Origin of the sequence: Psychrobacter sp. D2, assembly GCF_013608135.1 — a bacterium.
Taxonomy (GTDB): domain Bacteria; phylum Pseudomonadota; class Gammaproteobacteria; order Pseudomonadales; family Moraxellaceae; genus Psychrobacter; species Psychrobacter cryohalolentis.
In genome coordinates this window covers 177,027-189,464 of the sequence record NZ_JACDXZ010000004.1, presented here as the reverse complement: position 1 = coordinate 189,464, position 12,438 = coordinate 177,027, and the positions used below count along the sequence as shown (strand labels likewise).

Below are 12,438 nucleotides of genomic sequence, written 5' to 3'. Positions count from 1 at the left end.
GATGCCTGCTGCATTAATAAATATATCAAATAGGGATTATCACGATATGAATGATACCATCATAAAATTATCTAGAAACACGAACCGTGCGCCGATTAGCGCAACCTCAACTCAGAGCGTTGCTTTTTCTCATTACAATAACATCTCAGCGCAGTTACCAATCGATCCTAAGACGGGAGCATTAGCCTCTGCTGACATCACAGCCCAAGCCAAACAGTGCTTAGATAATATCAAGGCGGTTGTGGAAAGTACCGATCACCTCATGGATGATGTGATTAAAATCACTGTATTTTTAAAAGATATTGCAGATATGCAGGCAGTAGATGCTGTCTATCGTACTTTCTTTACCGACTATTTGCCGACACGTAACGTAGTGATGGTTGCAGAGCTGCCTATTGATAATGCGTTAGTACAAATGGATGCATTACTTTCAAATGGCGAAGGTACTCATCCGCAAGCACCTTGTAAGCTTATAAAAGTGGCAAAAAACACCGATAACGCGGCAATAGATTCTCTATCTACCCAAACCGTTGCTTTTTCTCATTATAATAACGTCTCAGCACAATTACCGATCGATCCTACTTCAGGGCAATTAGTAGCAGGCGGTATAGTAGAGCAGACAGCGCAATGCCTAACCAATATTAAGGCAATTTTGACCAGTATCGCTGTCGGTATTGATGATATTGTCAAAATAAATATTAGTCTAACCAACCTTACTGATATCGCAGCCGTCGATGACGTTTATAGCACTTTTTTTCCAGATACTGCTATTGCCAGAGCCGTCAATTATCTACCAGCGCGCACAGTGACTATGGTTTCAGGGCTACCTATGGCTGCTTTGGTACAAGTTGAAGCTGTGGTATCACATGGAGATGGCACACCGCCACAAGCCGTTGAAGATCGACATGGCATTGTGATCAAAGCCAATAATACTGAGCAAGCACCAAAGCACTCGTTAAGCACGCAGATGGTTGCTTTTTCTCACTATAATCACCTTTCAGGTCAATTGCCTATCAATCCTGATACAGGTAAGCTCATCAATGGTGATATAAAGGCGCAGACTCAGCAGTGCTTAGATAATATCAAAGCCATTGCCAAGAGTATCGATCATAAAATGGATGACATCGTTAAAGTAACTGTGCAACTCAAGGACATTAGCGATATTGACACGGTCAATGATATTTACGCTACGTTCTTTGACGGTGAACTGCCTGCCAGAACCGTGTTTGGCGTATCAGCAATCCCTATGGATGCATTGATACAAATCGATGCGGTGCTTTCTAATGCTGAAGGTACGCCACCTGTCAGATAGTGGTAATTCAGATTTTGCCATAACAATTGGTTCGACGCACGTTTTCTAGATCGTCATAATCCAGTCATGACTAATCACTCAACTTGAATACAAAAGGCTTTCAACTATTTGGAAGCCTTTTTTATGAGAATAATTCAAGGGGTATGTCTAGCTGTCTATCTAAAATTGTCCAAATAAGCGACAATACCCGCATAAATTTCAAGCGTATATTAAGAGTGATATATGCGCTTAGAGACTCTCATTTTTTTTGATAGCAGACATCTATTAAATCTAACATATATAAAAGGCCGTCCCAAATGACCAATGATAACCCATATGATTTTTTACCATTACAGCCTACCGGTAGAAACGAGACTGATACTGCCAACACTTACGCGCCCGAAGACATGATCAAGATATACGAGCAGCAATTTCTCATACCAGTCCCTGAAGAGCAGCTAACTGAATTTTTACCTGCGCTAAAAAGCTTCTATGATATTGATAATCACACTCTAGATGTTAGCGCCATTATTTTCGAAGCAATCGCGGATGCGAGTATTATTTACAATCACAAAATAAAAGCAGGGCGTTACCAACTCCTGGAAGGCTTGGTAAAAGAAGTGCTTGAACGTGGCGAAGACGACCAAAATGATGCAGGTATTGATGGTATTGACAGCAACGACAGTGAAGAAGCACAAGCCTATACCCTAGAGTGCAAGCGTACTTTTTTTATTAATGATGTAGAGATGCCCTATTATTTTAATTTATTTATTCAGGGCGATAGCTATTCAACATTAACCAAACAAGACACCTTGCTAGAGCAGATGTATTGGTTCGCGAGTGACGGCGCTGAAGATAACGAGGGCTTAGAGGCGATTAATGCGCAGTTAACTGACTTAGGTATTCGCGCAATGGATCTGGCGACGCTCTATCAGATAGTGGATTATGTAGAAGACCACATCATAGACGATGCCATGATAGAAACCCTTAATAAATTATTAGATGATGCTGAGTAGTAAGTAAAAATAATACTAAACAGCCAATCAAATTTTGTATGTGACTTTAAGTTATAACACTTTCTCTTTATACGGTCTGCCAAGGAGAGTGACTCGTGGTACATCATAATAACGCCAATATTGAAAGCAAATCAGCATGGGCTGTTTTTCTTATCTTCCTTAGATTGGGGTTAACCTCATTTGGTGGCCCTGTCGCTCATTTGGGCTATTTCCGTGATGAGTTTGTGATACGCCGCAAGTGGCTGACTGAGAACAGCTATGCCGATTTAATCGCGCTTTGTCAGTTTTTACCAGGACCAGCTAGTAGCCAAGTTGGCATTGCTATCGGGTTATCTCGAGCAGGATATGCTGGCGCGCTTGCTGCTTGGACGGGTTTTACCTTACCCTCTGCCATAGTGCTTATGTTGTTTGCCATAGGTATTAGCAGTTATGGGGATATTGTTCCACTTGGTGTATTGCATGGTTTAAAGGTCGCGGCAGTGGCTGTGGTTGCGCAAGCGGTATGGGGTATGGGGAAAAATCTCTGTACCGATGTTGCGCGAATTTCTATCATGGCGCTGGCTGTTTGTTTTGTACTTTTGGTGCCTTCTGCATTAGCTCAAGTAAGCGTTATTGCGATTGCCGCCATTATTGGGCTGCTATGGTTCAAACCTGAAAAAGTGATTGCTCATGACCCGCTTCCTATTACTGTGAGACGTCGGACTGGGCTCGTTTGGTTGTTCTTGTTTTTTTCATTGCTCATTGGCTTACCGCTGCTAACTGCATTGTATCCAAGCCAAACCCTATCTATGGTAGATACCTTTTTTCGTGCAGGATCACTTGTGTTTGGTGGCGGACACGTAGTATTGCCATTATTACAGGCTGAGATTGTTCCCGCAGGCTGGATAAGTAATGATACTTTTTTAGCAGGTTACGGCGCTACGCAAGCAGTGCCAGGACCTTTATTTACCTTCGCAGCATTTCTAGGTGCCTCGATGAATCAAGCTCCTAGTGGCTGGCTAGGAGGGGTGATTTGCTTGATAGCAATCTTTGCGCCGTCATTTTTATTGGTTATGGGCGTCCTGCCGTTTTGGGAGCGTTTACGCCAAAATCTGCGCACACGAGCTGCACTGTCTGGCATCAATGCAGCGGTCGTTGGTTTGTTATTGGCAGCGCTTTATCAGCCTGTATGGACAAGCGCTATTGTTGAAGCAAAAGATTTTGGTCTGGCATTGGTCGCTCTCATTGCTTTGATGTTCTGGAAATTCCCTGCTTGGCTGGTAGTGACTGGCTGCGGAGCTGCTGGATGGTTATTAACACTATAAAATGGCAACTACCTGTATAGTAATCAGATACATTCAGAAATTTCTAATTTTAAAAATTGCTCATTATTAAGCAGTTTTTTCTAATTTTAGAAGGTTTAACTCTCTCAAGAGTCACCACATCAAGTTACGTTTCAACATCCACCTCAAACAGTAAAGCTGAAATTCACCAAATTTATCTTTACCGTTTATGCAGCATAGCTCAAGGTTATTGATAACGCTAAAATAGAGCAGGATAAATGACCCATAATAAGATAAACTGCCCCGCGAGCGCTGATTGGATTCGATATATTTCGGACTGCCCAGACGCATTTAATCAGTTATAAAAGAACATTGATAAAAGATTATTGATATAAGGTACATCACGATGGAACAAGCACAAAGCGCGGTAGAAAAAAGACCTGTATTCATGCCTAGAGTGAACAGTGATAATCTGGTAAAAACAGACATGGTTCGGTTTGAGCGCCATGTGGGATTTGCGAGTCGGCAAAAGAAAAAATCTATCAATGATATGCATCAAGTTATTCGCAAAAAATATGGATTTAATCACGTTTTAGAGCTGTCGAGTAAATCGGGTAATAAGCTGAGTTTTCTGCTGAGCCCTTTGAGCCTAAAGCTGACTAATGAGAATGGTGGCGAGCAGTATAGTGTCGAAAACGCCTTTCAAAGCAGTATGGTTTTTGAGGATGGTGGCCCCTATATCGACTTGCTAAGTGCACCGCCCAGACAAGCCAAAAAAGATGAGCGATTAATCACCTCGGGTGAACTCATTGGCTATAATTATTTCGGTATGGAGTGGAGTGTAGAGCCATTAACGACGTTTTATGATTGGCTATATGTGAATGCCCTAAAGCAAAACCCTCAGCTGCATGAAGAGGTCATGCAATATCAAGCCTTTACTGATATGGAGTTTAATCCAAAAAAATCTATCCACTCTGCAGCTTATGCACTGGCTATGTTTGTGGCGCTCCATAAACGAGAGCTACTCGATAATGTTGAAGATCCAGCGGTGTTTTTTAACTTATATCATGACTTTAAAGTGAGTAACACCGAGGAGCTTTTGGAAGCGGGTTGGATCTGACCACTAGACCAGCACTTAATTTAGTATAAGAAATCGGTGAACTAATTTTCTTGCTAGGCTGTAGTGGCATAATAACCTTAGACTGTGCTTAAAAGAAGCGATGTGATACGAAGTACCACATCTATTATCATGGAAGAAAATAAAAACAGACTATGAAAACTGATACCAATCCTTCGCTTGCGTTTAGAAGATACCCTTCGACGACTGCTCTGCAATGCTTCGAGACAGCGGCTCGTCACCTAAGCTTTACTAATGCTGCCTTAGAGCTGCATATGACGCAAAGTGCGATTAGTAAGCAAGTGGCGCAGTTGGAAGAGATGCTGAATATCTCTTTATTTTATCGTACCTCGCAGCGTATTTCGTTAACGCCTGCCGGCAAAGCTTACTATATCGATGTACTAAGTATTCTTAAGCATATCGAGACTGCGACGACCAATTTGATGTCGCATAGCAGTAATTTGGAAGTGCTAAAAATGGTCTCGCATCCCACCTTTTGTGCACGTTGGCTGATTCCTGCGCTTCACGGCTTTAGTCAGGAAAATCCTTTAATTAGGCTGGATATTAAAGAGCAGGTAGGTCCATTTTTCTCCGAAGAGCATGATATCGATATTGCGTTCTTATACGGAGAAGGGACGTGGTCGGGAATGCAAAATGTTAAATTGTTTGATGAGTACTGTGTGGCGGTTTGTCGCCCTGATTATTTGCAAGGTAAAGACTTGCAACCGCAGCAGTCGGACAGCTATGTGCTGCTACAGCTGAGCTCACGTCCTAGCGCATGGTACGAGTACTTTAAGCAGCAGCAGATTAGCTTGGATGGTACGTTTGTAGGTCCACGCTTTGATACGTTTCATGCTTGCATTTCGGCAGCATTAACGGGTTATGGTGTTGCCTTAGTGCCGTTACGATTGGTGGCTCCTGAGCTACAATCGGGTCAGCTGGTGATGGCTTGGCATTATGCGGCTAAGGGGAGAGGGGCTTACTATATGTCTTATCCTTTATCGCTTGGCAACTCGCACAAGACCAAAGTGATGCAAGAGTGGATTGCACGCTACTTAGAGACGTCCAGTCAGAGTCAAGTAGAATTAGCCAGTTTGCTTGGCATCACTTGTACGAGTGTCAGCCACGGATAACGACAGTAAGATGATTAACTGCTAAAAGCCAGTGGTGAAAAAAATAACCGTTCCAATCAGCCACGATGACAAAAAGGAATGCCCGCCCAACTATTATTCGTTTGCCCAAATCCTAGGTTTTTGTTGAAATGAGCGTCTAACTCAAGGAAGATGAGAGACGTTCATGGATTCGTTGTATAACGTTACCGATGCATTCACCATGGTGCATCCAGTGACCCTTAGCAAAGGTAAAAATGCGCACGTTTGGGATACGGGTGGCAAGCGCTATATTGATTTCGTCGGTGGTATCGGCGTATTAAATTTTGGTCATTGCCACCCACATATCGTTGACGCTATCATCGCTCAATCACAAAACCTCATTCACTACGCCTACAATGCGGCAGGTCACCTGCCTTACCAAAAGCTCATGCCGAGACTTTGCGATTTAGTTCCTATTGCAGGTGAGCTTGCAGGCATGTTGACCAATTGCGGCGCCGAAGCAACCGAAAACGCGATCAAAATTGCCCGTATGAAGACTGGTCGTGTCGGTGTGATTGCTTTTGATGGCGGCTTTCATGGCCGTACCCTCGCAGCTGTCAACCTCAATGGTAAAGTGGCCCCATATAAACGCGGTCTTGGCCCTCTTGCTGGCAGTGTCTATCATATTCCCTTCCCAAGCCCTGACAATAACATCAGTGACCAGCAAGCCATTGACGCTTTGCTGCGCCTGTTCGAAGTCGAAACGGATATTGGTAATATCGGCGCTATCATCGCAGAACCGGTGCAAGGTGAGGGCGGTTTTCAATTAATGTCGCCAAAATTTGCTCAATACCTACGTAAGTTCTGTGATGATAATGGCATCTTGCTCATTATGGATGAGATTCAGTCAGGATTTGGGCGTACGGGCACACCGTTCGCCTTTAGTCATCTAGGTATCGAGCCCGATATGGTGTTGCTGGGTAAAAGTATTGCTGGCGGTCTACCATTAGGGGCAGTCATTGGTAAAGGCACTGTCATGAACGACTTGCCAAAGGGCAGCTTGGGCGGTACTTATTCTGGCAACCCAGTAGCATGTGCTGCTGCCAATGCCACGCTCGATATTATGGCAGAAGATGCCGTATGGGACTCAGCAGAACACTATCAGCAAACCATTGAAACCACTATTGAACAGTGGCAAAAAGAAGGTCTAACGCCTTGGTTGTATGGACTAACGGGTATCGGCGCTATGCGCGGTATTGAATTGCGTCATCCATCTCATGGTACGCACCCAAGCGTGATGACTTATATTTTAGCGGAAGCTCGTAAGCAAGGACTGCTGTTGATGCCTAGTGGTAAATACCGCCATATCATTCGCTTATTACCGCCATTAACGATTGAGCCTGAAACCCTACAAGAAGGCCTCGATATCTTAAAAGGCATCCTAGCATCCATCCCAGACGAGCTGCCGATTCAATGAGTGTTTTTGCTTGTAGCTTCTATTTGGCTACATAAAGCAGCCATCATTTTTAACTATTATTCATTTGTCATCACAAGCAGTTTAAGGAGAATAACCGTGAGTTCAGAGCATCTAAGCTCAAACCAACAAGACATGAGCAGTGACGATATCCGTCATCGTTTTTCGCTCGCTATGTCAAATATGTATCAAAAAGAAGTGCCGCTATATATTGATCTTATGAATCTGGTCGCTGAGGTTAATAAGGATGTATTGAACAAGCAGCCTGAGATTGCTGAACAGCTTAAGAATACCGATGAAATAGATAGACTGAGCATGGAGCGCCATGGAGCGATTCGTTTGGGTACTGCGGCAGAGCTTATGATGATGCGTCGTTTGTTTGCAGTTATGGGTATGCACCCGGTCGGCTACTATGATCTAGCGCCTGCTGGCGTGCCAGTGCATTCTACAGCGTTTCGCGCGATTAATACGGCATCGCTCAATAATAGCCCGTTTCGCGTATTTACCTCATTATTGCGTTTAGATTTGATTGGCGATGAGGCGCTCAAGCAACAAGCCCAAGCGGCACTGGATGCGCGCTGTATTTTTACCGATGACGCAATCAAACTGATTGAAACTTATGAAAACGAGGGCGGTCTAACGAATGAGCAGGGTGAGCAATTTGTCCAAGAAGCGCTAGAGACCTTTCGTTGGCATGAGCAGTCGCCTATCTCGAAAGACGTATATGAGCAGTTGGCAGGTCAGCATCAACTGATTGCCGATGTGGTTGGGTTTAAAGGACCACATATCAATCATCTGACCCCAAGGACGCTAGATATTGATGCCGTCCAACAAGGTATGAAGAGCCGTGGGATTACGCCAAAAGCGATCATTGAGGGACCGCCACGCCGTCACTGTCCTATTCTTTTGCGCCAGACCAGTTTTAAGGCATTAGTAGAGCCAGTGAGTTTTAAAGGTGCTGACGGTCAGTATGAATCAGGTCAGCATACTGCTCGCTTTGGTGAAATTGAGCAGCGCGGTGTAGCCTTGACCCCAAAAGGCCGTGCCCTTTACGACCAATTGCTAACCGAAGCTCGTGAAAAATTGGGTACAACCCCAAATGAAGACAATGCTGAACAATATTATCGATTATTAAGCGAATCTTTTGCCGCTTTTCCAGACGATTATAAGAAACTGCATCATGAGCAGCTTGCTTATTTCCTTTATCAGGTAGCTGATAAAGAGGCTTTTGCAAACCACATTATAGATTCACCGTCAAACGAGCTCTCTGCTGCTAATCTGCAAAGCCTGATTGAGCAAAGTATCATTCTTATTGAGCCGATTGTTTATGAAGACTTTTTGCCTGTGAGTGCAGCTGGTATCTTCCAGTCCAATCTTCATATTGATAGAGAGAACAGCTATGAGGGTCAGTCTAATCAACAAGAGTTTGAGCAAGCCTTAGGCATGCGTGTGCAAGATGAATTGGCATTATATGCGCAGCGACAGAATGAGAGTCTACAGGCGTGTTTGGCCTTGTTATGACAAGTGGCTTAAAGCAACTTATGGTTAAAAGACAAAACAGTGGCGCTGTGAAAAACATTTTTTTAGAGCAGTGAGGTTTAATCCGCTTTAATACAATGAGAATTATATCAGTCAATATATTGATTCATTAAGATTTTATCTACTAAGTTTAGAATGCCATTCCAAAAATGAATGACAGCAAGAAATTTATTATTTTGCAACTTGAGCGACGGCAGGGTAGTTTATAGATCTGCACGGACGTAATGAAATACTATACAAAGGAGTCAGTATGATTAAGCAATACATGTCAGCCATGGGCGTCGACGAAAGCCAGTACCAAGCAGGCGATTTCGCAGTCCATAGCCCTATCGATGGTGAAGTCATCGGTAAGGTCGCTTTGCATCAAGTGAACGATGTCGACACACAAATACAAGATGCTAAAAAAGCCTTCAAAGAATGGCGTACAGTGCCTGCTCCTAAGCGTGGCGAATTGGTCCGTATTTTGGGCGAAGTGCTCCGTGAGCACAAAGAAGATCTAGGCGCGCTAGTTTCTCTAGAAGCCGGTAAAATCAAAGAAGAAGGTCTAGGTGAGGTCCAAGAGATGATCGATATCTGCGACTTTGCAGTAGGTCTATCTCGTCAGCTTTATGGTTTGACTATCGCCTCAGAGCGTCCTGGTCACCACATGCGCGAAACTTGGCAGCCATTAGGCGTCATCGCGGTCATCTCAGCTTTTAACTTTCCCGTTGCTGTTTGGTCATGGAACACGGCGCTAGCCTTGGTCTGTGGTAATCCTGTGATCTGGAAGCCTTCAGAAAAAACCCCTTTAACTGCCATCGCTTGCCAAGCGCTATTCGAGAAAGCCCTAGCCAAATTTGGCGATGCGCCTGCCAATCTATCTCAGCTCTTATTGGGTGAAGCCGATGTTGGTAATGCGTTGGTTGAGCATAAAGATGTGGCTCTCGTCAGTGCGACGGGCAGCACACGTATGGGCAGAATCGTAGGGCCAAAAGTCGCTGAGCGTTTCGGTAAGTCTTTACTAGAGCTTGGTGGTAACAATGCCATGATTCTAACCCCAAGTGCTGATTTAGACCTAGCCTTACGCGGTATTCTGTTCTCAGCAGTTGGTACTGCGGGTCAGCGTTGTACCTCGCTACGCCGTCTATTCGTCCACGAATCTGTAAAAAATGACATTTTACCACGCGTAAAATCTGCTTATTCAACAGTGAGTATCGGTCATCCACTAGAAGGCAACTTGGTCGGTCCACTTATCGACCAAGATAGCTTCAATAATATGCAAGACGCCTTGACCAAAGCCCGTGCAGCCGGCGGTACAGTCACTGGTGGTGAGCGCGTCTTACAAGATAAGTATCCAAACGCTTACTACGTCACGCCAGCTATTGTTGAGATGGATGCGCAAAACGACGTCGTCCGTCATGAGACTTTCGCACCGATCTTATATGTCATGACCTATACAGACTTCGACGAAGCTTTAGAGCTACAAAATGACGTACCACAAGGCTTATCTTCTTGCGTCTTTACCAATGACTTGCGTGAAGCTGAGCTGTTCTTAAGTGCCCGCGGTAGTGACTGTGGTATTGCCAACGTCAACATCGGTACCAGCGGTGCTGAGATTGGTGGCGCATTCGGCGGCGAAAAAGAAACCGGCGGTGGTCGTGAGTCAGGCTCTGATGCGTGGAAAAACTACATGCGTCGTCAGACCAATACGGTCAACTACTCAACTGAGCTACCACTAGCACAGGGTATTAACTTTGGTTAATACAAAGTATGGTTTCTAATGTAAAAGTATATTTTTATCCAGTTAAGCGCGTTATGTGCGCTTAACTGCCCTTAGCATTACTTGTATCCTTTTAAATTCTGTTTTGAATCTATTTTTAAACCGTCAATAAGCCGCAAAGATAGCGGATAGCCGTTTTAATTAAGATTACTGTTTAACGCTTTATTTTTTAAACCCTTTTAATGATTCATGAATATCTTTCAAATATTTATTTTGATTGATGACAATACTTTATTCCTTAAGATAATTAATAAGCTATTGTTTTAATTGGTTATTTAATATAAATGCATTTAGAGAAGTGACTTAGGTCACTAGATTGGTTTGCATCTGACCAATGAGCAACATCGTACGATGACTATATACCAATGGATTTGGTTTTAACTACTAGGATAGGTAGATATATTATGATTGCAGATAAACCTCACAAACCGCATGACCCTGATATCGAAGGTTATGATCCTTCTTCTAGCTTCCTGCTAGATATTGCCCCACTGATATTGACTGCCATTATTCTAATGGTGCAATTTTTTGTCTTTAAAGACTTTACTCCGCATATTCCGCTAGCATGTGGCATCTTGATCACCGGTCTGTTCATGAAGTTACGTGGGCGCAGCTGGGACGGTATGGAAGAGCGTTTTTTAAAGGTTGTGAAAATTGGTCTGCCTGCCATGATTATCTTGATGGGTGTAGGAATGCTCATCGGTGCTTGGATTATCGCCGGCACTGTACCCACTATTTTATACTACGGCTTTAGCGTTTTTTCTCCCTCCTCATTCCTAGTCTCTGTTTGTCTTATTTGTGCCATTATTTCAGTAGCAACGGGTACCTCGTGGGGCACGGTTGGTACAGTCGGTTTAGCTATGATGGGTATTGGTCTAGGGTTAGGTATTCCACCGTCACTAACAGGTGGTGCCATCGTCTCCGGTGCTTTCTTTGGCGACAAAATGTCTCCGTTATCTGATACCACGAACTTAACACCAGCTGCTGCCGGCGTGGATCTTTGGGACCATATCCGTGGCATGTTGCCGACGACTGTACCTGCCATGGTTACAGCTCTGATTCTCTATGCTTGGATTGGTATGAGCTACGGCGCAGACAATGTCGATCTCACTTCAATCAAAGAAATACAAACCTCATTAGCAGCGAACTATAACCTGAGCATTATTACTTTATTACCTGCTGTTGTCGTCGTCATTGCAGCTGTTATGAAAATGCCAGCCATTCCAACGGTATTGTCAGGTGTGGTAGTCGCAGGTCTTGTCGCATTTTTTATGCAAGGCGTTGGTGTCCATGACATCTTTAACGTCCTACAAAACGGTTTTAAAAGTGAGACCGGCTTTGCTGTGGTCGATCAACTGTTGTCTAAAGGTGGCGTGATGTCCATGACTTGGGTCGTGACCTTAACTATCTTTGCACTAGCTTTTGTCGGTTCAATTGAGCATTACGGTACATTAAAAGCCATCATGGCCAAAATCAACAACATGGTGAAATCGAGATTTGGTTTAGTGATTACGACTTATGCCAGTACCATCGGTGTTGGTACGCTTATCGGTGATGTCTATACCACGCTAGTCTTACCGGGTCGTCTGCTCAAAGATAAGTATAAAGAGATGGGTTACAAGCGCACGACGCTTACTCGCTCTATCGAAGATACGGGTACGCTGTTATCGCCACTTATTCCTTGGAATATGGGCGGTAGCTTTGTCGCGGCAACCCTAGGTATTGCGACCTTAACTTACGCGCCATTCGCCTTTGCCTGCTGGTTATCACCATTGTTTGGCTTGCTATGGGTCGTCTTAAATAAATTTATTCCTCATGAAGAACCGACTGTCATCGATAACACAAGCACGCTCTCTACCGTAGAAAACGCATAATTTAGAAGGAACTTG

9 protein-coding genes are annotated in these 12,438 nt (G+C 44.0%); all 9 read left to right on the top strand.

All coding sequences use genetic code 11. The features are described 5' to 3' along the window. Positions 1 to 46 precede the first annotated feature (46 nt). A complete protein-coding gene (locus H0262_RS07355) occupies positions 47 to 1,312 on the top strand; it encodes a RidA family protein (protein ID WP_181210279.1) in 1,266 nt (421 codons plus the stop codon). A 296-nt stretch (positions 1,313 to 1,608) separates the two neighbouring features. Continuing rightward, positions 1,609 to 2,307, top strand: coding sequence for a hypothetical protein (locus tag H0262_RS07350; protein ID WP_181210278.1), 699 nt, complete (start codon positions 1,609 to 1,611; stop codon positions 2,305 to 2,307). A 95-nt stretch (positions 2,308 to 2,402) separates the two neighbouring features. Then, positions 2,403 to 3,611: a chromate efflux transporter gene (gene chrA, locus H0262_RS07345; protein WP_181210277.1), complete on the top strand. Its 1,209-nt coding sequence runs from the start codon at positions 2,403 to 2,405 to the stop codon at positions 3,609 to 3,611. 364 nt (positions 3,612 to 3,975) lie between these two features. Next, complete coding sequence (locus H0262_RS07340) at positions 3,976 to 4,689, top strand: DUF6977 family protein (RefSeq protein ID WP_020443166.1); 714 nt, start codon at positions 3,976 to 3,978, stop codon at positions 4,687 to 4,689. A gap of 152 nt (positions 4,690 to 4,841) precedes the next feature. Continuing rightward, the gene (locus H0262_RS07335) at positions 4,842 to 5,819 is read left to right on the top strand and encodes a LysR substrate-binding domain-containing protein (protein ID WP_149492592.1); all 978 of its coding nucleotides are present in this window, start codon (positions 4,842 to 4,844) and stop codon (positions 5,817 to 5,819) included. Positions 5,820 to 5,982: 163 nt separating this feature from the next. Then, the gene (locus H0262_RS07330) at positions 5,983 to 7,254 is read left to right on the top strand and encodes an aspartate aminotransferase family protein (RefSeq protein WP_181210276.1); all 1,272 of its coding nucleotides are present in this window, start codon (positions 5,983 to 5,985) and stop codon (positions 7,252 to 7,254) included. Positions 7,255 to 7,386: 132 nt separating this feature from the next. After that, the gene (locus tag H0262_RS07325; RefSeq protein ID WP_181210362.1) at positions 7,387 to 8,772 is read left to right on the top strand and encodes a VOC family protein; all 1,386 of its coding nucleotides are present in this window, start codon (positions 7,387 to 7,389) and stop codon (positions 8,770 to 8,772) included. Between the two features lie 268 nt (positions 8,773 to 9,040). After that, a complete protein-coding gene (locus H0262_RS07320) occupies positions 9,041 to 10,531 on the top strand; it encodes an aldehyde dehydrogenase family protein (RefSeq protein WP_181210275.1) in 1,491 nt (496 codons plus the stop codon). Between the two features lie 422 nt (positions 10,532 to 10,953). Continuing rightward, on the top strand, positions 10,954 to 12,423 hold the full coding sequence (nhaC, locus tag H0262_RS07315; protein WP_181210274.1) for a Na+/H+ antiporter NhaC: 1,470 nt from the start codon (positions 10,954 to 10,956) through the stop codon (positions 12,421 to 12,423). The last annotated feature ends 15 nt before the right edge of the window (positions 12,424 to 12,438 follow it).

Excerpts from the sequence above, each read along its gene's own strand:
- H0262_RS07355 (WP_181210279.1), top strand. The coding sequence starts at position 47 with ATGAATGATACCATCATAAAATTATCTAGAAACACGAACCGTGCGCCG.
- H0262_RS07350 (WP_181210278.1), top strand. The coding sequence starts at position 1,609 with ATGACCAATGATAACCCATATGATTTTTTACCATTACAGCCTACCGGT.
- H0262_RS07340 (WP_020443166.1), top strand. The coding sequence starts at position 3,976 with ATGGAACAAGCACAAAGCGCGGTAGAAAAAAGACCTGTATTCATGCCT.
- H0262_RS07335 (WP_149492592.1), top strand. The coding sequence starts at position 4,842 with ATGAAAACTGATACCAATCCTTCGCTTGCGTTTAGAAGATACCCTTCG.
- H0262_RS07330 (WP_181210276.1), top strand. The coding sequence starts at position 5,983 with ATGGATTCGTTGTATAACGTTACCGATGCATTCACCATGGTGCATCCA.
- H0262_RS07325 (WP_181210362.1), top strand. The coding sequence starts at position 7,387 with ATGAGCAGTGACGATATCCGTCATCGTTTTTCGCTCGCTATGTCAAAT.
- H0262_RS07320 (WP_181210275.1), top strand. The coding sequence starts at position 9,041 with ATGATTAAGCAATACATGTCAGCCATGGGCGTCGACGAAAGCCAGTAC.
- nhaC (WP_181210274.1), top strand. The coding sequence starts at position 10,954 with ATGATTGCAGATAAACCTCACAAACCGCATGACCCTGATATCGAAGGT.